Raw genomic sequence first — 20,483 nt, 5'->3', positions numbered from 1 at the left:
ACCGCGTCCACGAAGGCTTGCGTGTCGGGCACGACGTGGTCGGCGGCCATGATCAGCACCACGGCCTGCGGGTCGCTGGCGGCGGCGTGCAGCGCTGCGACCGCCACGGCGGCGGCCGAGTCGCGGCCCTGCGGCTCGAGCAGGATGTCGGCGGCAAGACCGAGCTGGTCGCGCTGCTCGGCGACGATGAACCGGGCCTCGGCCGAGGCGATGACGGTGGGCGTGGCGAAGACGGCGGCGTCGGACACCCGCGCCAGCGTCGCCTGGAAGGTCGAGCGCTCGGCGTCGACCAGACGGGCGAACTGCTTGGGCATGCTCTCCCGCGAGGCCGGCCACAGCCGCGTCCCCGTCCCACCGCACAGGATCATCGGGTGGATCTGGATCGAAGGTCGGGACATGGTGGCCTCTCCCGAGACGTCTCGGCGGGGTGGCGCGGCCGAGCCCGCCCCGCGCGGGTGCGTTGGAGTGGTGGCCGCCGATTTCCGGATCTGCCCTTACCGTCGAGCCGGGGAGGGAACAACCTGCGCGCAATATCCGCGCCGGGACAGACTGGCCGCGTTCGGGGGGACGGTTATGTCTGGCCTGTCATGACTGAGCCCGTCCCCACCCGCCCGGCCGACGATCCGGATTCGTCCCCGCGCCGGATTCCCTCGGTGGAGCGCCTCGTCGGCGCCGCACCTCCGGCGGATCTCGAGGCCTACGGGCGGACGGCCTACACGGACGCCATCCGGGCGGTGCTGGCGGCGATCCGGGCCGGCGGCGGCCCCGTTCCGGATGCGGCGGCGATCCGGGCCGAAGCGTCCGCGCGGCTTGCCGCCGCGCACCGCCCGTCTCTCAGGCCGGTTTTCAACCTGACCGGGACGGTGCTGCACACCAATCTCGGCCGGGCCCTGCTACCTCGCTCGGCCGCGGAGGCGGTGGCTGCCGTGATGGTGCAGGCGAGCAACCTCGAATTCGATCTCGCCACCGGCGCCCGGGGTGAGCGGGACGACCATGTCGAGGCCCTGATCTGCCGCCTGACCGGCGCCGAGGCCGCGGTGGTCGTCAACAACAATGCGGCCGCGGTCCTGCTGGTGCTGAACGCGCTGGCCATGCGCAAGGAGGTGGTGGTCTCCCGCGGCGAACTCGTGGAGATCGGCGGCTCGTTCCGGGTGCCGGACGTGATGGTGCGCGCCGGATGCCGCCTGCGCGAGGTCGGCACAACCAACCGCACCCATCTGCGCGACTACGCGGAGGCGCTCGGACCTCGCACCGGCCTCGTGATGAAGGTGCATCCGAGCAATTACGCCATCGCGGGCTTCACCGCGGCCGCGGATCCGGTCGCCCTGCACGCCCTGTGCCGCGAGCGGGGGGTGCCGCTCGCGGACGATCTCGGCAGCGGCAGCCTCGTCGACCTCGCCGCCTACGGGCTGCCCCCCGAGCCGACGGTCCGGGCTGCCCTGGAGCGCGCGGATATCGTTACCTTCAGCGGCGACAAGCTGCTCGGCGCGGTCCAGTGCGGCATCGTCGCCGGCCGGAAGGACCTGATCGCCCGCGTGCGCAAGAACCCGCTGAAGCGAGCCCTGCGCGTCGACAAGATGACTTACGCGGCGCTCGATGCCGTGCTGCGGCTCTACCTCCATCCGGAGCGGCTGCGAGCGGAGCTGCCGACCCTGCGGCTGCTCACCCGCGCGCGGGATGCGATCGCCGCGCAGGCCGAACGCCTCGCCCCCGCGGTGGCGGAGCGGCTCGCCGGCCGGGCCACGGTCGCGGTCGCCGACTGCATCAGCCAGATCGGGTCCGGCGCCCTGCCGGTGGAGACCCTGCCCAGCGCCGCCCTGGTCCTGACGCCGGGCGGCCGGGGCGGCGGGCGGTGCCGGAGGCTCGCCGAGGATCTGCGCCAGCTTCCGGTGCCGGTGATCGGCCGCATCAGCGACGAGGCCGTCCGCCTTGATGTCCGGACCCTCGAGGACGAGGCCGGCTTCCTCGACACCCTGGCGGCGCTCCCGCCCGCCGGGAACGGGCTACGAACCCCCTAGGGTTGATAAGAGAACGGATCGGAAGACTGGACCTTGCACGGCGGCATCCCGTGTTATGGTATGATGACGAACCCGCGGTCGCGGTCGAGAGTGGCGGTGCATGGACCGCGATGGGCGAACGATATGGCGTATATTGCCGAGACGGCTGAGGCGGAGCCGGAGACGGATCCGCTGCATCTCGATAACCAGCTTTGCTACGCGCTCTATGCTGCCGCGCATCGGATGACCAAGTCGTACCGGCCGCTGCTCGAGCGGCTCGGACTGACCTATCCGCAATATTTGGTCCTGCTGGTGCTGTGGGAACAGGATGGCGTCACGGTCTCGGAGATCGGCCGGCGTCTGCGCCTCGATTCCGGAACGCTGACGCCGGTTCTGAAGCGATTGGAGAGCGCGGGCTTCCTCCTCCGGACCCGGCGCCAGTCCGACGAGCGCGAGGTCGAGATCGCCCTGACGCCCGAGGGCGCCGCCCTGCGTGCCGACGCGGTCTCGGTCCGCGAGAGCGTGATGTGTCAGCTCGAACTCAGCGAGCCGGAGATCCGCGCCCTGCGCAGGGATCTCAGCCTCGTCATCGAGCGGCTCAGCGTGAACGACTGAGCACCGCTCGGATGCGGGGAGGCGGCTCCGGAGCCGGCGGCCTCACCGCCGCAGGCGGTTGCCCAGGACGAAGCCGTAGAGGCCCATCAGGATGATGCCGACGCCGCCCTCGATGCCGACCAGCAGGTTGGTGACGCGGCCGGTGGGCTTGAGGCCGATCTCCGGCGGGTTCGCGGTCATCATGTTGAGCGCGCTGTAGCTCAGGAGATCGAGGGGGTTGTAGGTCGGGCCGGCCTCCGGCCCCTCCACGATGAACAGGCCGCCGGTGAGGCCGTAGAGCCCGGCGAACAGCACGATCAGCAGCGCGAAGGCGCGGGCGATGCGCGACAGGCTCTCGCCGTAGTCGCACAGCCACTCGACGAAGCGATCGGCGGTCCAGCGATAGCCGTGCCGCAGGAAGCCGGCCCAGTCCCGGCTGCTCCAGGCGGTGCGGGCCTGCTGCCCGGCATGGAAGCGGCCCATCCGGCGGCCGCGCTTGTATGCCCAGCTCGCGGCGTCGTGGCTGCCGATGCTCTTCCAGTTCTGCTCGAGGGCGAGGTAGCTCGCCTGGGCGGCCTCATAGGCGCCGGCCACCTCCTCGCCGACCGCTCCCCCGAGCTGCTCCACGCTCATCCGCGTGCCGTTGAGCCAGGCGCCGGCGAAGCGCGCATGCCGCAGGCGGCACGTGGCAAGGTTCAGCCGCACGAGGTCGGTATCCGAGAGATCCGCCCCCGAGAGATCGGCACCGTCGAGCTTCGCGCCGGTGAAATGCGCCCCGCGCAGGCGAGAGCCGGCGAGGCTCGCCTTGGTCAGGCTCGCCTCGGCGAAATCCGCGTGGGTCAGGTTGGCGTCCGCGAGCTTGGCTTCGTCGAGCCGCGCCCCGCGGAAGTTCGTGTCGTCGGCATCCGCCCCGGAGAAATCCGCGCCCCAGAGGTCGGCGCCGGCGAAGTCGGTCCCGTCGAGGAGGGCGCCCGACAGGTCGGCGAAGCGCATCGCGGCGCGGCCGAACCGGGCATCCTCCAGCATCGCCCCGGCGAACTTCACCTGTCCGGCGACGATGTCGGTGAAGTCCGCCCCCGAGAGGTCGGCCTCGGACAGGTCGGCCTCCTCCAGGATCGCGCCGGTGAAGCGGGTCGAGCGCCCGACCGCACCCGCGAGCGTGGCCCGGCGCAGGTTGGCGCCGGAGAGGTCGGCCTCCTCCATGCGGGCGCGGGACAGGTCGGCGCCGGCGAGTGACAGGCCGCCGGATTCGGCATCCGTGCCGAGGCCGGAATCGGCCTCGGCGGCCAGCGCGCCCGGTCCGGCGCTCAGTTGCGACAGGTCCGCGCCCGGTTCGCACAGCGGCGCCCCGGCGGCGATCCGGCCGAGGAGCGCGCGCAGGCGCGGCTCGGCCTGAGCGTCCGGCCACGCGTCGGTTGGGGTCCCTTGGTCCATGGTCGTTCCTTGCCGGAAGGCGCGACCGGACGCCAGACGCTTCGCTCAGAGGGCGCCGGTCGCCGCCGCCACCCGAACGGCGATGGCCTTCGCGGCCGGCGTCTTGGACTGCTCGTCATGGTGCCAGAGCGGCAACAGGACGTTCAGCTCCGGATAGTATCCGGCGCAATTGCCTTCCGGGATGTCGTAGGCCACCACGCGCAGGCCGCCGACGCGCCGCGACACCTGATCGTCGGCCTCGGTCTCCACGGCGACGCTGCCGCCGTCCCTCAAGCCCAACCGCGCGATGTCCCGCCGGTTCATGAACAGCACGTCCCGCGTGCCCTTCACCCCGCGGAAGCGGTCGTCATAGCCGTAGACCGTGGTGTTGAACTGGTCGTTCGACCGAAGGGTGATCAGGTCGAGCACGTCCGCTCCGTGGGCGGGGAGATCCGGGTCGGCTTCGAGGCCCTCGGGCACCGCGAAATTCGCCTTGCCGGTCTCGGTCTCCCACTTGCGATCACGGGCGCCCAGCGGCTTCAACAGGCCCCCGGGCTGGAACATCCGGCCGTTCAGGTCGTGGAACACGCTCGGGTAGGTCGCCTCGATCGCGTCGCGCACCCGCCCGTAATCGGCGACCCACGCATCCCAGTCGATACGGGGATTGTGCGGCAGGGTCGCCTTGGCGATCTCTGCCACGATCCAGGGCTCGGAGCGCAGGTGCGGCCCGACCGGGTCGGCCACCCCTCGCGAGCCGTGGAACTGCGCGGTGGAACTCTCCATCGACACGGCCTGCGGCCCGCTCGCCTGCCGATCGATCTCGATCCGGCCGAGGCAGGGCAGGATGTAGGCGACGGCGCCGTTCACGAGGTGGGAGCGGTTGAGCTTGGTCGAGATCTGCACGGTGAGGCGCTGCCGCCGCCAGGCCGGCTCCATCCGGCCGGTGTCGGGCACCGCCCGCAGGAAGTTGCCGCCGAGCCCGATGAAGGCCTTCACGCGTCCGTCGAGGACGCCCTCGCAGGTCTCCACCGTGTTGAGGCCCTTCTCCCGCGGCGGTTCGAAGCCGTAGAGTTCCTGCAGCTTGTCCAGCGGCGCGAGTTCGGGCTTCTCGGTGATGCCGACGGTGCGCTGGCCCTGCACGTTCGAGTGGCCGCGCACCGGGCAGATCCCGGCGCCGGGCTTCCCGATATTGCCGCGCAGGAGCAGCAGGTTGACGAGCATCCGGACGGTCTCGGTGCCCTTGCGGTGCTGGGTCAGGCCCATCCCGTAGATGCCGATCACCGCCTTCGCGCGGGCGTAGACCCCGGCGGCGGCCTCCAGCGCGGTCCGGGTGAGGCCGGAGCGCCGCTCCAGCGCGGCCCAATCCTGTGCGTCGCAGAAGTCGACGAAGGCCGCGAAGCCGTGGGTGTGTTCGGCGATGAAGGCGTGATCGAGCACCCGGGGCTTGCCGGCGGCCTCGGCCGCCCGGTCCAGGGCGAGCAGGGCCTTGCACAGGCCGGTGAGCGCCGCGAGATCGCCGCCGGCCTTCACCTGGTGATACTGCGTCGAGATCTTCGTGGAGGAGCGGGTGAGCATCTCCACCGGCGATTGCGGATCGGTGAAGCGCTCCAGCCCGCGCTCGCGCAGCGGGTTGAAGGTGATGATCTGAGCGCCCCGGCGCCGCGCCTCCTGGAGCGGATGCAGCATGCGCGGCGAATTCGAGCCGACGTTCTGGCCGAAGAAGAGGATCAGGTCGGTGGTCTCGAAATCCTCCAGCAGCACCGTGCCGACCGGGGCGCCGATCGATTGCGGCAGCGCCACCGAGGTCGGCTCGTGGCACATGTTGGAGGAGTCCGGCAGGTTGTTGTTGCCGTAGAGCCGCGCGAGCAGCGCGTACATGTAGCTCGTCTCGAGGGAGGCTCGGCCGGAGGCGTAGAACACCACCGATCGCGGGTCCTGCGCGCGCAGATCCTTCAGCTCCCGGCCGATCTCCGCGAGGGCCTCCGCCCACGCGACGGGACGGTAGCGGTCCGTCTCCGGGTCGTAGCGCATCGGGTGGGTCAGGCGGCCCTGCTCCTCGAGGGCGTAGTCGCTCCAGCCGAGGAGTTCCGTCACCGTGTGTTCGGCGAAGAAATCCGGGGTCGCGCGGCGGCGCGTCTGCTCCCAGGCGGTCGCCTTGGCGCCGTTCTCGCAATACTCGAAGGCAAGCGGCTTGGCCGGCTTCGCCCAGGCGCAGGACGTGCACATGTAGCCGTCCGGCTTGTTCTGCTTGAGCAGCATCGCCGAGCCGGTGACCGGCACGCCCTCGCGGGTCAGGATCTCGACGAGCGAGCGGGCCGAGCCCCATCCGCCCGCCGGCCCGTCGTAGGGCTCGATCCGGACGTCGTCGGTCTTCTGCTCGGCCATGGTGCCCTCCCAGCCGGCCCAGCGATGACCGGCACGAGGGAACGCGCGAGCGGGCGAATGGGATCACGGGCGCGTCACCGCGCCCCCGGACGGGTTTCCTCGGCGGTGCCCTGGCCCTAACGTCGACATGCGGACCATTCGCCGAGGAGGACATCATGGCCAGCGTCGACGTCGATATGGTGAAGTGTGCCTGCCAGGACTGCGTCTGTGTGATTCCGGTCTCCAAGGCCGTGTCGCGGGACGGCAAGGCTTATTGTTGTGACGAGTGCGCGGACGGCCACAAGGACCACGCCGGCTGCGAGCATGCCGGCTGCGCCTGCCACGGCTAGGGCCAATCCCGATCACGTTTCGACGGTCTGAGGAACGCATCGACGGCCGAGACAGCCGCGACGCGCCCCCTGTCCCCTGCGGGAGAGGGGACCCGCGCCGCGCTCGGCGCGGGCTCGGCTGTCGTCACCGCGCCGACCTGATCGGGAGCGGCTCTGGGTCTGTTCCCGACCTCGCGGTCAGGAGACCGCCGCGAGCTTGTCGGCCATCGACTGGTCCTTGTCGCGGCGCGTCGAGAAGATCAGCGTGAAGAAGGTCCTCTGGACGCCGAGTTCGGCGAGCTTGGCCTCGCACCGCTCGGCCAGCGCGCAGATCTCCGACAGCTCGCCCTCGATGTTCGTGCCGTTGGGATGCATCGTGGCGGTGAGCCCGCTCGACTCGATGATGTCCTTGATCGCCCGCACGTAGGGCGAGACCGACGGGCCGACGCCCATCGGCACGATGCAGAGGTCGGCCGAAACTTTCATGGTGCCTGCCTGATCCGCGAGAAGCGGCCCCGGCACGGTCGCGACCGGTAGCGGGGCGAGCAGGCAGCCTATCGCCGGCCGCTTCGACTTTCCAGGCCGGCACCGGGCCGGCCGTCACGCCTCGCCGGTTTCGAGCGCTGCCGCCCGCACGGAGGGCAGGCAGGGATTGGCATTGTCGCTGCGCCACGCGAGCCACAGCTCCGGCTCGGTCATCGCGGGGAGGGCGATCGGCCGGAGCCGGATATCGGCCATGCTGTTGCCCCGGGCGCTGCCCGGCACAAGCGCGACGCCGATGCCGGCGCCGACGAGGGCCAGCATCGCGTGGACCTGGTTCACCCGCTGCACGATCCGCGGCTGCACGCTCCCGGCCTCGAACAGCCGGTCGAGGAGGTCGATGAAGTAGCGGCCGCCGCGGGGCGACCAGGTCACGAAGGCTTCGCCGTCGAGGTCCCGCAGGGTCGGCGCGCGCGCCGTCGCGAGGCGGTGCCCGCGCGGGACCGCGAGCAGGAGCCGCTCGCGCGCCAGCGGCGCGGTGGCGATCGCGGATTTCGGATCCTGCAGGACCGGGGCCGGCCGCAGGATCGCCAGATCGGTGCGGTTCTCGCCCAGCGCCAGGATCTGCTCGTCCGAGACCATCTCCTCCAGCACGAGGTCGACCTCGGGCAGCGTCCGGCGGACATGGGCCACGACCTGCGGCAGCGTCCGGTAGGCCGAGGCGGCGGTGAAGCTGAGGCGGAGCACCCCGCTCTCGCCCCGCGCGGCGCGCCGGGTGATGCGCGCGGCGTTCTCGGCGGCCGCCAGCACCCGGTAGGCCTCGGCCAGGAAGGTGCGGCCCGCCGGGGTCAGGCGCACCGCGCGCGTGGTCCGCTCCAGCAGCGTCACCCCGAGGGTCTGCTCCAGCATCTGGATCTGCCGCGACAGCGGCGACTGGGTCAGGTTCAGCCGCGCCGCGGCCCGGCCGAAATGCATCTCCTCGGCGACGGCGACGAAGCTGCGGGCATGGCCGAGGTCGAACATTGATGCAGGATCCGGGATAATCCAGCCAAAATCAACGTTGGACGCATTTAACGCCGGCGCCTAACCCAGACGCGACACCGAATGGTGCGTTCCAGGGAGAGGAATCGATGGCGAGCATGACCCCGGCCGAGATGGCGCGCGTGCTGGGCTCCGGCCTGCTGTCCTTCCCGGTCACGCATTTCCGCGACGATTTCAGCTTCGATGAGACCGCCTACCGGGACAATCTCGGACGCCTCGCCGACTACAAGGTGTCGGGCCTGTTCGCCGCCGGCGGCACCGGCGAGTTCTTCTCGCTGACGCCCGCCGAGATCGACCGTGTCCTGCGCGCCGCCGTCGAGGAGACCCGCGGCCGGACCCCTGTCATCGCCCCAGCCGGACAGGGTACCGCCCTGGCGGTCGAGATGGCCCGGGCCGCCGAGGCCGCCGGCGCGGACGGGATCCTGCTGCTGCCGCCCTACCTCGTCGGCTCCGAGCAGGCCGGTCTCGCCGCCCATATCGAGGCGGTCTGCCGCGCGACGTCCCTCGGGATCATCGTCTACAACCGCGCCAACGCCCAGCTCAACGAGCAGACGCTGGCCGGCCTGTGCGAGCGCTGCCCGAACCTCGTCGGCTTCAAGGACGGCGTCGGCGACGTCGAGCTGATGACCCGGGTCTACGCCGCCCTGGGCGACCGCCTGACCTATGTCGGCGGCCTGCCGACCGCCGAGACCTTCGCGCTGCCGTATCTGGAGATGGGCGTCACCACCTACTCGTCGGCGATCTTCAACTTCCTGCCCGAATGGGCGCTGTCCTTCTACGACAGCGTGCGCCGCCGCGACCGCGACGCGGTCTACCGGGAGCTGCGCGACTTCGTCCTCCCCTACATCGCGATCCGCAACCGCAAGCGCGGCTACGCGGTCTCGATCGTCAAGGCGGGCATGAGCGCCGTCGGCCGCCACGCCGGCCCGGTCCGGCCGCCGCTGACCGAGCTCGACGCGGCCGAGCGCGCCGAGCTGACGGCCCTGATCGGCGACCGCCGCTGAACCCCCAAGACGCGACCAACGACCGACCCGCCGAGCCAACGGCGGCAACGACCCGCTTCCTGGATCAACCGGGCGGCGACGAGCCAGGGAGAACGTCCATGAGTGCCAGTTCGAGCGGCGCGACGAGCACCCTGCTCGACGCCGCCGATGCGGGTCGCCGCACCCGCGTCCGCTTCCTCATCGTGGCGATGCTGTTCGCCGCCACCACGATCAACTACGCCGACCGCGCGACCATCTCGATTGCCGGGCCCGACATGGCCAAGGAACTCGGCCTCTCGCCGGTCCAGATGGGCTACGTCTTCTCGGCCTTCGCGTGGTCCTACGTCCTCGCCCAGATCCCGGGCGGGTGGCTCCTCGACCGCTACAGCGTCAAGTGGGTCTACGCCGCCGCCGTCGCCCTCTGGTCCGGCTTCACGCTGCTCCAGGGCGCCGTCGGCTTCTTCACCGGCCTGACCGCCGTGGTGCTGCTCTTCGCCCTGCGGCTCGCCGTCGGCCTCACCGAGGCGCCGGTCTTCCCCGCCAATGCCCGGATCGTCGCCGCGTGGTTCCCGACCCGGGAGCGCGGCATGGCCTCGGCGTTCTTCAACTCGGCGCAGTACTTCGCCACGGTGCTGTTCACGCCGCTGATGGCGTGGATCGTCCACAATTTCGGCTGGCACCACGTCTTCACCAGCATGGGCCTGCTCGGCATCGTCTTCGCGGTTCTGTGGCTGCGCGTTGTCGACAGCCCGAAGAACCACCCGTCGATGAACCAGGCGGAGCGGGACTACATCGAGGCCGGCGGCGCGCTGCTCGACATGGACGGGCAGAGCCGGGGCAGGCAGGGCGATGCCGGCCGGACGCTGCGCCAGCTGCTCGCCAACCGGATGCTGCTCGGCATCTATGTCGGCCAGTACTGCATCACCGTGCTGACCTACTTCTTCCTGACGTGGTTCCCGGTCTACCTCGTCAAGGAGCGGGGCCTGTCGATCCTGCAGGCCGGCTTCGCGGCGGTGCTGCCGGCGCTCTGCGGCTTCATCGGCGGCATCCTCGGGGGCGTGATCTCCGATATGCTCCTGCGCCGCGGCTTCTCGCTGACGGCGGCCCGCAAGATCCCGATCGTCGGCGGCATGCTGCTGTCGATGAGCATCATCGGCTGCAACTACGTCCAGGCGGACGCCCTCGTGGTCGGCCTGATGGCGCTCGCCTTCTTCGGCAAGGGCATCGGCGCGCTCGGCTGGGCGGTCGTCGCCGACACTTCCCCGCGGGAGAGCGGCGGCCTCTCGGGCGGCCTGTTCAACACCTTCGGCAACACCGCCGGCATCACCACGCCGATCGCCATCGGCTACATCGTCCAGAGCACGGGCTCGTTCAATGGCGCCCTCGTCTTCGTCGGCCTGAACGCCCTCGTCGCCTGCTTCTGCTACCTCGTGGTGGTCGGCGAGATCCGCCGCGTCGAGCTCAAGCCCCACTGACCCGCCCGCCAGTCGGACCGGCTCCCGGCCGGTCCGGCCCCGCATCGATCCCGCCTCGCGCCCGGCGAAGACCGGCCGGGGGCCCCGAGGAGGACGCCATGGATCACGCCACGTCGAACGAGAGCCGCCACGCCGCCCGCCACACGCCGACCGTGACCGCCATGAATGTCGTGCCGGTGGCCGGCCACGACAGCATGCTGCTCAACCTCTCGGGCGCGCACGGGCCGTACTTCACCCGCAACCTCGTGATCCTGACCGACTCCACCGGCGCCACCGGTCTCGGCGAGGTCCCCGGCGGCGAGGGCATCCGCAAGACCCTGGAGGATGCCCGGGACCTCGTGGTCGGCCGGCCATTGGGCGCCTGGAATGCGGTGCTCAACGCCATGCGGGCGCGCTTCGCCGACCGCGACGTCGGCGGGCGCGGGCTGCAGACCTTCGACCTGCGCATCACCATCCACGCGGTGACGGCGGTCGAATCCGCCTTCCTCGACCTGCTCGGCCAGTACCTCGACGTGCCGGTGGCCGCCCTTCTGGGCGAGGGCCAGCAGCGCGACGCCGTCGAGATGCTGGGCTACCTGTTCTACGTCGGCGACCGCACCCGCACCGATCTCGAGTACCGCGCGCCCACGGCCCGCGACGGCTGGTTCCGCCTGCGCGACGAGGAAGCGCTGACGCCGGAGGCCGTGGCCCGCCTCGCCGAGGCCGCCTACGACCAGTACGGCTTCAACGACTTCAAGCTGAAGGGCGGCGTGCTGCGGGGCGAGGAGGAGATCGCCGCCGTCACCGCGATCCACGCGCGCTTCCCCAAGGCCCGCGTGACGCTCGACCCGAACGGCGCGTGGTCGCTCGACGAGGCGATCCGCCTCTGCAAGGGCCAGGGCCACGTGCTGGCCTACGCGGAGGATCCCTGCGGCGCCGAGGGCGGGTTCTCGGGACGCGAGATCATGGCCGAGTTCCGCCGCGCCACCGGCCTGCCCACCGCCACCAACATGATCGCCACCGACTGGCGGCAGATGAACCACGCGATCCAGCTCGGCGCCGTCGACATCCCGCTCGCCGACCCGCATTTCTGGACGCTCGCCGGCTCGGTCCGGGTGGCCCAGCTGTGCCGTGACCACGGCCTGACCTGGGGCTCGCACTCGAACAACCACTTCGACGTGTCGCTCGCCATGTTCACCCACGTGGCCGCGGCGGCGCCCGGCACCGTCACGGCGATCGACACGCACTGGATCTGGCAGGACGGCGAACGCCTGACCAAGGAGCCGCTGGCGATCCGCGGCGGCCTCGTGCGGGTCCCGGAGCGGCCGGGCCTGGGCATCGAGCTCGACATGTCGGCGGTGGAGGAGGCGCACGCCCTCTACCGCGACCACGGCCTCGGCGCCCGCGACGATGCGGCCGCCATGCAGTTCCTGATCCCCGGCTGGACCTTCGACAACAAGAAGCCCTGCCTGGTCCGCTGAAGCGCGGCCCGGGCCTGCGCCTCAGACGCGCGAGCTCGGGCGGTAGAACGGCTCGTGCCGCGACGGGTCGATGTAATCGGCGTAGAAGCGCCGCGCGTGGGGGAGCAGCGCCTTCGAGAGCTGGCGCCGCTCGACCTCGTCGTCCGAGAGCGCCCGCGACAGGTCGTCGTGGAGCGCCTTCAGGGCGGCGTCGCGGTCGACCCGGGTGAAGCGCCCGTCCGCGTAGAGCACCTCACCCTCGCACAGCACCGCGGTGACGCCCCCGGTCTTGGCCCGCTGGATCACCGCGTCGAGGAGCGGCGTCTCCGGGTCGAGATACGGGTAGGCGATCTGGTCCCAGTCGATCAGGACGAGGTCGGCGCCCTTGCCGACTTCGATCGTGCCGAGGCTGTCGCCGTAGGGGGTGGTGCGGGCGCCGCCGACGGTCGCCATCCGCAGCACCTGCGCCATGCTCGGCACGTCGGCCTCGTCCATGCCGGGCACCCGGTGGGCGCGCAGCACGAGGCGCATCTCCTGCAGCATGTCGCGGTCGTCGTTGATGCCGGCCTCGTCGAGGCCGATCGCCGTGTTGATCCCCTTGGCCTCGAAGCGGTTGAGCGCCGCCACGCCGGAGCGCAGCCGGAAGTTCGACGAGCAATTGTGGCAGATGCAGGTGCCGGTCGCGGCGACCCGCTCGATGTCGGACTCGTTCAGCCAGACGCCGTGGCCGAGGGTCAGGCGGGGCCCGAGCATGCCGAACCGGTCGAGGTATTCCAGGGCGGTGCCGCCGCCGCGCCTCTCCGCGTAGGCCTTCTGGTAGGCGGTCTCGACGAGGTGCATGTGCATCGGCACGTCGTAGGATTCGGATAGGCCGGCCAGCCCTTCGAGGGCCGCGTCGGAGCACCAGTGGAGGTTTGCGGGCGCGAGCTGGATCTTGGCCCGCGACGCGCCCTCCTGGTCGGCATGCAGGCTGCGGAAGAGCGAAAAATTGTCCTCCAGGGACATCTGGAAGCGCTCGAACCAGCGCTTCATCGGGTCCTGCAGCGGCGCCGGCAGGCTCGCCACGAAGTCCCTATCGGCCTGGTAGACGAGGCGGTTCTGGTCGCGGACCGCGAAGCAGTACGAGACCCGCATGCCGATGTCGCGATAGGCGCGCAGCACCTCGTTGGAGCGCGCCTCGACCTCCTCCAGGCTGCCGGGCATCCAGCCGTGGATGTGCTGGACCGTGGTGATCCCTGAGCCGACCATCTCGAAGGCCGAGTACAGGGTGTCGAGGTAGAGGTTCAGGTTGCGCGCCACCATGCGGGTGACGAACCACAGCTCGAGCGGCATGTCGGGGGAGCCGAGCTGCACCGGCGTCAGGCCGACATGGTGGTGGCCGTTGACGAAGCCCGGCAGCAGGATCTCGCGGCCCGAGCCGATCACGGGGGCGTCGGGGTAGCGGGCGTGCAGGTCCGCGTAGGTGCCGACCGCCTCGATCACGCCGTCCTTCTGGAGGACCGCGCCGTCGGCGATCTCCTCCCAGCGATCGTGGTCGAGGGTACGGGTGATCATCCGCCGGCTGCGGATCAGCGATGTGGTCATGGTCGTGTCCGTGTTGGGGAAGGGGGTTCAGACGAGCGCTTCCTGCTCGGCGAAGGCCCGGTCGACCTCGTCGCGCAGAAGCTCGGTGAGGTGCCGCCGCAGCGCCTCGGCCTCGGGCGAGAACGGGTCGCGCGGGCGGGCGAGGTCGTTGCGGACGATCGTCTTGATCCGCCCGGGGCGGGCGGTGAACACCACCACCCGGTCGGCGAGCGCCACCGCCTCGTCGATGTGGTGGGTCACGAACAGCACCGAGGCGCCGCTGTCGCGCCAGACGTCGAGCAGGAAGTCCTGCATCTTCTGGCGGGTCTGGACGTCGAGCGCCGCGAAGGGCTCGTCCATCAGCAGGACCTTCGGGCGCATGGCCAGCGCCCGGGCCACCGCCACCCGCTGGCGCATGCCGCCGGACAGCTCGTCCGGCCGCTTGTCGAAGGCCTCGGCGAGGCCGACACGCTGGAGCGCGGCCCGCGCGATGCTCCGGCGCTCGGCCTCCGGCACGCCCTTCAGCGACAGGCCGAAGCTGACATTCTGCCAGACGCTGAGCCAGGGCAGCAGCGAGGTCTCCTGGAAGATCAGGCTGCGCTCCGGCGAGGGGCCGGTGACTGGTTCGCCGAAGGCCAGGAGTTCGCCCCCGGAGGCGGGTTCGAGCCCGGCGATCAGGTAGAGCAGCGTGCTCTTCCCGCAGCCCGAGGGGCCGAGGAACACCACGAACTCGCCGGGGCGCACGGTGAGGTCGATGTCGCGCAGCGCCTCGTGGGCGCGGGCGGTGCCGGCCGCCCAGACCTTAGCGACGCCGCGGCACGAGACGGCGTCCTGGGATGCGGGCTCAGAGGCCAAGGGAGGACCCCGCGTCGCGCGGCAGCCAGTACAAGAGCCGCCGCTGGACCAGCCGGAACAGCAGGTCGAAGGCGAAGCCGAGCAGGCCGATCAGCGTGATGGTGAAGAAGACGAGCGACGGGTTGAAGGTGTTGCGCGCCAGCATGATCACCTGCCCGAGCCCGTATCCGACGCCGGTCGCCTCGGCGACCAGCACCACCATCCAGGCGCCGAACAGGTTGAGACGCAGCACCGCGAGCAGCCCCGGCAGGATCGCCGGCACGATCACCCGCGCGTAGATCTGGCGCTTCGTCGCCCCCATGGTCCGGGCGACGTTGATGTAGTTCCGGTTGACCCCGTCGATCTGGTGGATGGTCGAGAGGACCATCGTGAAGAACAGGGCAATGAACACCATGAAGATCGCCGGGGCGTTGCCGATCCCGAACATGAAGATCGCCACCGGCAGCCACGCGATCGGCGAGACCGGGGCGAGCAGCGTGATGGTCGGAAGCGTCAGCCGCTCGAACAGCACGACGTAGCGGATCGCGACGCCGACGAGGATCGACAGGGTCGCGGCCAGGGCGAGTCCCGCCAGAACCCGGCCGGTGGAGGCGAGCACGGTGATCAGCACCGCCATGGCGGGGCTCGGGCCGGTATTCATCCCGGTGCCGATCTGCCAGCGCTGGGCGGTGTTGAAGAAGCGCGCCTGCTCGGCGAGGTTGCCGAGGAAGATGTGCGGCGGCGGCAGGAGCTTGGCGTCGGCGAGGCCGAGCGCCCAGAGCAGCTCCCACAGGCCGGCGAAGCAGCCGACCGAGACCAGCATCCAGCCGGTCCGCTGCAGGAGCGGGACGAGCCCGTCGGGCAGCGCGAGGCGCGGACCGAACGGGAGGCGCGGCCGGATATGTGGGACGGCGGCGCGGGCGAGGTCGACGGCCATCCGCTCAGGCCGACTTCAGCTTGAGCTTGCCATAGAGATCCGGGTTCTCGGCGATGACCTGCTCCAGCAGGGTCCAGTCGATCGCGTCACGGCCGGGCTTCTTCTTGATGTAGCCCATCTCGGCGACGGAATCGGTCCGGTCGAGGATGAACTGCGTCTGGTTGCGGGCGTCCACCACCGAGGGCTGCCGGCCCATGGCGAGCTGGGCGTTGCTCATCGAGGTCTTGTAGTAGGAGCCGACGAGCTTGTTCAGGGCGGCCTGGGGGTCGCCCTCCGCCATGGCCTGGGCCTTCATCATGCCCTTGATCAGGGCCTTCACGGCGGCCGGGTTCTTGGCGATCAGCTCGTTGCGGACCGCCAGCACGCAGTCGGTGTAGCCCTTGCCGTAGATGTCGGTGCCGTCGGAGAGTTTGACCGCGCCCTTCACGTCGGTGAGCAGCGCCGTGCCGTAGGGCTCGATCGTCGAGATGATGTCCAGCGCCCCGGCCCGGAACGCCTCCACGGCCTCAGGGGTCGAGCCCATGTAGCGGACGGTAATGTCCTTGAAGGCGACGCCGTTCTTCTTCAGCCAATCGTAGGGCAGCACCTCGAGCGTATCGAGCTGGAAGGTGCCGAGCGTCTTGCCCTTGAGCTTCTCCGGGCTGTCGAGGCCGGGCTGGGCGACCAGCACGCAGCCCTCGATGCCGCCGCCGGCCACGATCTTCACCGGGGCGCCCGCGTCGTAGAGGGCCATGAAGCTGGTGTAGGGCATCACGCCGGCGTCGACCTGGCCCATGCCGAGGAAGGTGACCTGGTCCGAGAAGGTCGGCGTGTTGACGAAGTCGATGGTGAGCCCGTCATCCTTGGCGAGCTGCATCGCCTCGGCCAGGAAGAAGTTCAGATTGCAGAAGCCGGTGCCGTGGGTCGCCCGGATGCCGGTGGCCGCCGCGGCCGGGCTCGTCAGGCCCGGACCCACCGCCAGGGTCAGCGCGGCGGCGGTCCCGCCAAGGAAGCGCCTGCGGCTGGGCTTGAACCGCGTGAAATCCGGGACGCGATAATCGCCGTGACGGTCGCACATATCGACTCTCCTCAGAGGGCGGATCGCACGATCCGCCGGACGGCGCGTGCCGGTGCTGAAACGGAGGGATCGGAGCTCGGGACAGGCTCAAGGCAGTCGCGGAGATCCGGTCGCCCGGCACCTCACCACATCGACGGCACGCCAACCTCTAGCCGCCGCCGGGGCGACGCTGCGCTGGCGAATACGAACCAAGAAGCGTGCCAGATGCAGGGACCGACCGGATCGGCGGCGCGCCTTGCCCGTCGGCGCTGGCGAAGAACTGCACCGCCGTCCTTGCGAGCGGAGCGAAGCAATCCAGCAGCGCCAGGCCGCCGGACGTCGCGCGGCCCTGGGCCACTTCGCTGCGCTCGTGATGACGGACACCGTCTTCGCGCCGCGATTCGACCGGTCCGACGCCCGCGAAAGCAGCTGAATGCCGCCGGCGTATTCAGCCGGGGTCTTTGGACAGTGCCGGACCGGCCTCAGCCGCGCGCGGAGCGCTCCGCCCATTCCCGGCGCAGGATGGCGTACTGCATCGTGTTCTCGAAGATCGGGTTGCCCTGATCGTCGTCCGCGAAGGTGACGAACTCGCGAAACAGGCCCTCGCGGCGCATCGTCAGCGTCTCGCACAGGCGGCGCGAGGCGGCGTTGTCCTCCTCGACATAGGCGTAGAGCCGCCGCGCCTGCCACTCGGAGAACAGGTATCCGAACAGAGCGGTCGCGGCCTCAAGGGCGAAGCCCGCGCCGCCGTACGCGGCGTTGAAGTTCCAGCCGACCGAGAACGTGTCGGGCGGTTCGGGCAGGCAGAACAGGTCGCCGATCAGCCGGTCGGACGCGGCCAAACACACGGCCACATGCTCGTCGTCGCGGCTGCGCCGCAAGGCCTCCGCCTCCGCGTCCGCCGGCGTGTCGAGGCGGCCGCTCAGGAAGCAGCGCGCCCGCGGCCGGCGGAGGTAGGCGAACAGGTCGGTGGCGTCGTCCGGCCTGAAGCGCCGCAGGATCAGGCGGTCGGTCCGGATGGCGATCATCGGGCTCCCGGTCGGGGCCGCGCTACGCGGCCACGAGGTTGAAGGTGCGGTCGGCCGGCGCGAGGCTGACCCGCCGACCCCAGTCGAAGGCGACGAAATCCTGCTCGATCCCGTCGGAGAACACCACGCCGCCCTCGTTCATCCGCGACACCACCGTGAGCGGCGACCCGGCGAACTTGCCGCCGCGCAGGTCGGTGCCGGTGGCGACGCTCGGGAACGGCTCGCGCACCCAGTAGCCGAAGGCCGCCTCCTCGATGCCCACCTCCACGGTGAGGTGCGTCGCCTCGCTGATCGAGCGCGCCCAGCCGGTCAGGCCGGTGCCCGAGGCCACGATCAGCCCGCTCGACGAGTGGTCCTCCGCCCGCGCCCCGTCGTCGATGCGGTAGCGCGCCGATTGGTGGCTGCGGTGGCCGACGAAGATCTCGTTCAGGGCGAGCAGCCGCTCGCCGCCGTCGAAGGTCGCCTGCACCATGGTACGCCGCTGGAGGGGCGCGGCGCCGGCCGCGCTGGCGGGCAGGAGCGCGCGCAGGGCCTCGACCCGAGCCCGGGCCAGCACGCCGTCGTAGAGGTCGGGCGCCGGGTTGACGCCGACCACCGGCTGCCCGTCGAGGTACTTGGCGACGTTGGCCACGAGCCCGTCCTGCCCCACGGCCACGACCACGTCCTCGGGGGCGAAGAGGAAGCGGTCGAGGTCGGGGCGCCGCACCAGGGCCTGCCGCCAGTCCAGGGGCACGGAGGCCCGGGCCTCGGCGAGCGCGGCCTGGAACTGCGCGTGGCGCGCCTCGACCTCGGCGAGCGTCTGGCCCCGGCTCTCCAGGAAGAACCGGACCTGGCCGCGGGTCGCGTGCCGGGCGATGAGCAGCTCGTAATCCGTGTCGCGGATCACGAAGACCACGCGGGGGGTGACGGCCGGCATGGCAGGCCTCCTCAGCGCGGCGCGAGCCGCGCGGGAAGCGCGCCCCGGAACTCGCCGAGGATTGCCGCCAGCAGGTCGGGCGTGACGTTGACGTGCTCGATCGTCTCCAGCTTGCCGGCGAGTTCCCGGGCCGCCAGCCCGAGCAGGACCGCCGGCGGCATGTCCCGGTAGACGGCGGCACGGCGCTGCTCCGCGTCGGCCCGTGCGCCCTCGACGAGCCGGATCCGCTCGGCCTCGGCGGCCGCCTCCAGGCCCCGCGCCTCCGCGACGCCGGCGGCGCGGTCGCGGGCGTTCTCGGCTTCTTGCGCGATCAGCACGGTCTCGCGCCGGGCCAGCTCGGTCTTGGTCGCGAGCTCGTTCTCCGCGATGGCGCGCTCCTTCTCGACCGCCAGAGCCCGCCGCGCGAAGGTCGCCTCGTCGGCCTTCTGCTGCAGGGCCTCGAAGGTCGGCGTCTGCAGGGCGCGCTCCAGCTCGCTGGTCGGCGCGAGGTTGGTGAGCCGCACCGACACCGCCGCGACGCCGATCTCGGCCAGCGCCGGGGCGTCGGACAGCACCCGTTCCAGCACAGCGCGCAGCGGCTCCGGACCCGCGTCGAGGAGGGCGCCGATCGGGCTTGCCCCGAGATATTGCAGCGCCGCCTGGCTGGCGATGCCGCCGAGGCGCGCCTCGATCCGCTCGATCGGCTCGCCCTGGAGGCGCCCGGTGCGGAGGTCGATCGAGAAGTCGACCCGGCTCGCCAGCAGCTCCGGATCGACGACGTGCCAGCCGATCGTCCCCTGGACCACGACGGTCTGGAAGTCCCGACTGCGGCCGCGGACGAACAGGGTCATCTCGCGGTCGTCGACCGGCACCTCGCTGATGCTGGCGGTCTCGGGCCGGAACCAGAAGACCAGACCCCGCCCGCTCTGCCGGACCCGGCCGTTGCGGAAGCGGATGATGTGGCTGCTCGCCTCGCTCCGGAGCTGGGCGATCACACCGATGTTGCGGACCGTGGCCATGATGGTCTCCTCGAAGCGCTCTCGGCCGAAGTGGACACCGGTTCGGCTCAAGAGAGCGCGCTAAAACAAAGGTTTAGAACTGACCCGACCTGTCGAAGCGGAAGAGTTCGGCGGGGCGGAACGCCGTCCCGGCCTCGCGGGCGCCCGTCGGCGCGATCCAGCCCCGGTCGCGCATGCGGCGGCGGAAGGCGGATTTGTTGAGGGGCGCGCCGCGGATCGCCGCGTGCACGTCCTGGAGCTGCCGGAGGGTGAAGTGCTCCGGGAGCAGCGCGAAGCCGACATCCGTGTAGTCGAGCTTGCCGCGCAGCCGCTTCACGGCCAGCGCGAGGATGTCGGCGTGGTCGAAGGCGAGGGGGAGGGGGGCGCCGTCCTCGGTCCCGGCCGAGACTGGGCCGCCGGCCTCGCCCGCCCAGGGCACGACCAGCGTCGCCGCCGCGAGCCCGGCGCCGCCCGCCAGGGCCTCGGCGAAGGCCGCCTCCGGCAGCAGCCCCAGGTAGGCGACCGAGACGATGCGCATCCGCGGATCCCGGTCCACGGCGCCGAAGGTGTAGAGCTGCTCGAGCCGCGCCCGCCCGATCCCGGCCTTCTCGCGCAGGACGCGCTCCGCGGCGGCGTCGAGGGTCTCGGCGATGCCCACGAACCCGCCCGGCAGCGCCCAGAGGCCGGCCTGCGGCTGCCGGCTCCGCCGCAGCAGGAGAGCCGCGAGCCGCCCCGCCCGGATCCCGAGCAGGACGAGGTCGACCGCCAGGGCGGGCCGCTCGTAGGCCGCCGGATCATAGCCTGCCAGGAACTCGGATTCGGTCATCGGTCGATTTCTACTCACATTGAGTATAACTAAGACGCAGATTGCGCATATGTCAAGCCGGGAGCGGAGCCGTCAGGAAGCGCCGCGGGGCGCACAGCTCCGCACCGGCTCCGCACAGATCCGCCCGGGTCCGACCGGCGGGTGCGGCTCGGGCCTGAGAAAGGGCGAAGCTTCTCGTGGCGGCGCAGCGGCGGTCGCGGGAGCTTCAGCGGCGAGCCGGCCCCGATCCGCCGGCGCAGGAGGATTTCCCG

The 20,483-nt window shown here is 71.1% G+C and carries 19 protein-coding genes; 6 read left to right on the top strand and 13 right to left on the bottom strand.

What is annotated here, in order from left to right; all coding sequences use genetic code 11:
- Positions 1-398, bottom strand: a 398-nt coding sequence (locus BLT59_RS28290; protein WP_244514190.1) for a sugar phosphate nucleotidyltransferase, incomplete at its 3' end; no start/stop codon positions are given.
- A gap of 189 nt (positions 399-587) precedes the next feature.
- Here BLT59_RS28290 and selA point away from each other — a divergent pair.
- Together selA and BLT59_RS28280 are read left to right on the top strand one after the other, a co-directional pair.
- A complete protein-coding gene (gene selA, locus BLT59_RS28285) occupies positions 588-2,018 on the top strand; it encodes an L-seryl-tRNA(Sec) selenium transferase (protein ID WP_091788964.1) in 1,431 nt (476 codons plus the stop codon).
- A 123-nt stretch (positions 2,019-2,141) separates the two neighbouring features.
- Positions 2,142-2,612, top strand: a complete 471-nt coding sequence (locus tag BLT59_RS28280) for a MarR family winged helix-turn-helix transcriptional regulator (protein ID WP_091788961.1) — start codon at positions 2,142-2,144, stop codon at positions 2,610-2,612.
- Between the two features lie 42 nt (positions 2,613-2,654).
- Here BLT59_RS28280 and BLT59_RS28275 read toward each other — a convergent pair whose 3' ends face one another.
- Together BLT59_RS28275 and BLT59_RS28270 are read right to left on the bottom strand one after the other, a co-directional pair.
- Positions 2,655-4,025: a pentapeptide repeat-containing protein gene (locus BLT59_RS28275; protein WP_091788958.1), complete on the bottom strand. Its 1,371-nt coding sequence runs from the start codon at positions 4,023-4,025 to the stop codon at positions 2,655-2,657.
- A gap of 45 nt (positions 4,026-4,070) precedes the next feature.
- On the bottom strand, positions 4,071-6,389 hold the full coding sequence (locus BLT59_RS28270) for an FdhF/YdeP family oxidoreductase (protein ID WP_091788955.1): 2,319 nt from the start codon (positions 6,387-6,389) through the stop codon (positions 4,071-4,073).
- Between the two features lie 155 nt (positions 6,390-6,544).
- Between BLT59_RS28270 and BLT59_RS28265 the strand changes: the two genes are divergently transcribed.
- The gene (locus BLT59_RS28265; protein ID WP_091788953.1) at positions 6,545-6,718 is read left to right on the top strand and encodes a metallothionein; all 174 of its coding nucleotides are present in this window, start codon (positions 6,545-6,547) and stop codon (positions 6,716-6,718) included.
- Between the two features lie 177 nt (positions 6,719-6,895).
- Here the strand turns inward: BLT59_RS28265 and BLT59_RS28260 are convergent, their stop codons facing one another.
- The gene (locus tag BLT59_RS28260; protein ID WP_091788950.1) at positions 6,896-7,183 is read right to left on the bottom strand and encodes an MTH1187 family thiamine-binding protein; all 288 of its coding nucleotides are present in this window, start codon (positions 7,181-7,183) and stop codon (positions 6,896-6,898) included.
- Positions 7,184-7,297: 114 nt separating this feature from the next.
- Complete coding sequence (locus tag BLT59_RS28255; RefSeq protein ID WP_091788947.1) at positions 7,298-8,200, bottom strand: LysR family transcriptional regulator; 903 nt, start codon at positions 8,198-8,200, stop codon at positions 7,298-7,300.
- A 107-nt stretch (positions 8,201-8,307) separates the two neighbouring features.
- Here BLT59_RS28255 and kdgD point away from each other — a divergent pair, with 107 nt between their 5' ends.
- The 3 genes from kdgD (at position 8,308) to gudD (ending at position 12,136) form a co-directional block, all read left to right on the top strand.
- On the top strand, positions 8,308-9,222 hold the full coding sequence (kdgD, locus tag BLT59_RS28250; protein WP_091788944.1) for a 5-dehydro-4-deoxyglucarate dehydratase: 915 nt from the start codon (positions 8,308-8,310) through the stop codon (positions 9,220-9,222).
- 98 nt (positions 9,223-9,320) lie between these two features.
- Entirely contained in the window at positions 9,321-10,676 is a 1,356-nt protein-coding gene (locus BLT59_RS28245) for an MFS transporter (RefSeq protein ID WP_091788942.1), read from the top strand.
- A gap of 98 nt (positions 10,677-10,774) precedes the next feature.
- Positions 10,775-12,136 (top strand): glucarate dehydratase, encoded by a 1,362-nt coding sequence (gene gudD / locus BLT59_RS28240; RefSeq protein WP_091788939.1) that lies wholly within the window; start codon positions 10,775-10,777, stop codon positions 12,134-12,136.
- Between the two features lie 21 nt (positions 12,137-12,157).
- Here the strand turns inward: gudD and BLT59_RS28235 are convergent, their stop codons facing one another.
- The 8 genes from BLT59_RS28235 to BLT59_RS28200 form a co-directional block, all read right to left on the bottom strand.
- Positions 12,158-13,699 carry an amidohydrolase family protein gene (locus tag BLT59_RS28235; protein WP_091788936.1) on the bottom strand — a complete coding sequence of 514 codons (1,542 nt, stop codon included), beginning with the start codon at positions 13,697-13,699 and terminating at the stop codon, positions 12,158-12,160.
- 27 nt (positions 13,700-13,726) lie between these two features.
- The gene (locus tag BLT59_RS28230) at positions 13,727-14,533 is read right to left on the bottom strand and encodes an ABC transporter ATP-binding protein (RefSeq protein ID WP_091788933.1); all 807 of its coding nucleotides are present in this window, start codon (positions 14,531-14,533) and stop codon (positions 13,727-13,729) included.
- The gene (locus BLT59_RS28225; RefSeq protein WP_091788930.1) at positions 14,523-15,449 is read right to left on the bottom strand and encodes an ABC transporter permease; all 927 of its coding nucleotides are present in this window, start codon (positions 15,447-15,449) and stop codon (positions 14,523-14,525) included. Before BLT59_RS28225 ends, BLT59_RS28230 begins: the two co-directional genes overlap by 11 nt.
- A gap of 4 nt (positions 15,450-15,453) precedes the next feature.
- Positions 15,454-16,506 (bottom strand): ABC transporter substrate-binding protein, encoded by a 1,053-nt coding sequence (locus BLT59_RS28220; RefSeq protein WP_012322057.1) that lies wholly within the window; start codon positions 16,504-16,506, stop codon positions 15,454-15,456.
- A 461-nt stretch (positions 16,507-16,967) separates the two neighbouring features.
- Positions 16,968-17,513: a GNAT family N-acetyltransferase gene (locus tag BLT59_RS28215; RefSeq protein ID WP_091788928.1), complete on the bottom strand. Its 546-nt coding sequence runs from the start codon at positions 17,511-17,513 to the stop codon at positions 16,968-16,970.
- A 22-nt stretch (positions 17,514-17,535) separates the two neighbouring features.
- Positions 17,536-18,429, bottom strand: a complete 894-nt coding sequence (locus BLT59_RS28210; protein ID WP_091788925.1) for an NAD(+)/NADH kinase — start codon at positions 18,427-18,429, stop codon at positions 17,536-17,538.
- Between the two features lie 11 nt (positions 18,430-18,440).
- Positions 18,441-19,427, bottom strand: coding sequence for an SPFH domain-containing protein (locus BLT59_RS28205; protein WP_091788922.1), 987 nt, complete (start codon positions 19,425-19,427; stop codon positions 18,441-18,443).
- A gap of 73 nt (positions 19,428-19,500) precedes the next feature.
- Complete coding sequence (locus BLT59_RS28200; protein ID WP_091788919.1) at positions 19,501-20,232, bottom strand: NUDIX hydrolase; 732 nt, start codon at positions 20,230-20,232, stop codon at positions 19,501-19,503.
- Between the last annotated feature and the right edge of the window lie 251 nt (positions 20,233-20,483).

Source organism: Methylobacterium sp. UNC378MF (assembly GCF_900103195.1).
In the GTDB taxonomy this organism is placed as follows: Bacteria; Pseudomonadota; Alphaproteobacteria; order Rhizobiales; family Beijerinckiaceae; genus Methylobacterium.
This window is presented reverse-complemented; position numbering and strand designations above follow the sequence as displayed.

Bases quoted from the DNA above. Each gene is read 5' to 3' on its own strand.
- selA (WP_091788964.1), top strand. From the start codon at position 588: ATGACTGAGCCCGTCCCCACCCGCCCGGCCGACGATCCGGATTCGTCC.
- BLT59_RS28280 (WP_091788961.1), top strand. From the start codon at position 2,142: ATGGCGTATATTGCCGAGACGGCTGAGGCGGAGCCGGAGACGGATCCG.
- BLT59_RS28275 (WP_091788958.1), bottom strand. From the start codon at position 4,025: ATGGACCAAGGGACCCCAACCGACGCGTGGCCGGACGCTCAGGCCGAG.
- BLT59_RS28270 (WP_091788955.1), bottom strand. From the start codon at position 6,389: ATGGCCGAGCAGAAGACCGACGACGTCCGGATCGAGCCCTACGACGGG.
- BLT59_RS28265 (WP_091788953.1), top strand. From the start codon at position 6,545: ATGGCCAGCGTCGACGTCGATATGGTGAAGTGTGCCTGCCAGGACTGC.
- BLT59_RS28260 (WP_091788950.1), bottom strand. From the start codon at position 7,183: ATGAAAGTTTCGGCCGACCTCTGCATCGTGCCGATGGGCGTCGGCCCG.
- BLT59_RS28255 (WP_091788947.1), bottom strand. From the start codon at position 8,200: ATGTTCGACCTCGGCCATGCCCGCAGCTTCGTCGCCGTCGCCGAGGAG.
- kdgD (WP_091788944.1), top strand. From the start codon at position 8,308: ATGGCGAGCATGACCCCGGCCGAGATGGCGCGCGTGCTGGGCTCCGGC.
- BLT59_RS28245 (WP_091788942.1), top strand. From the start codon at position 9,321: ATGAGTGCCAGTTCGAGCGGCGCGACGAGCACCCTGCTCGACGCCGCC.
- gudD (WP_091788939.1), top strand. From the start codon at position 10,775: ATGGATCACGCCACGTCGAACGAGAGCCGCCACGCCGCCCGCCACACG.
- BLT59_RS28235 (WP_091788936.1), bottom strand. From the start codon at position 13,699: ATGACCACATCGCTGATCCGCAGCCGGCGGATGATCACCCGTACCCTC.
- BLT59_RS28225 (WP_091788930.1), bottom strand. From the start codon at position 15,449: ATGGCCGTCGACCTCGCCCGCGCCGCCGTCCCACATATCCGGCCGCGC.
- BLT59_RS28220 (WP_012322057.1), bottom strand. From the start codon at position 16,506: ATGTGCGACCGTCACGGCGATTATCGCGTCCCGGATTTCACGCGGTTC.
- BLT59_RS28215 (WP_091788928.1), bottom strand. From the start codon at position 17,513: ATGATCGCCATCCGGACCGACCGCCTGATCCTGCGGCGCTTCAGGCCG.
- BLT59_RS28210 (WP_091788925.1), bottom strand. From the start codon at position 18,429: ATGCCGGCCGTCACCCCCCGCGTGGTCTTCGTGATCCGCGACACGGAT.
- BLT59_RS28205 (WP_091788922.1), bottom strand. From the start codon at position 19,427: ATGGCCACGGTCCGCAACATCGGTGTGATCGCCCAGCTCCGGAGCGAG.
- BLT59_RS28200 (WP_091788919.1), bottom strand. From the start codon at position 20,232: ATGACCGAATCCGAGTTCCTGGCAGGCTATGATCCGGCGGCCTACGAG.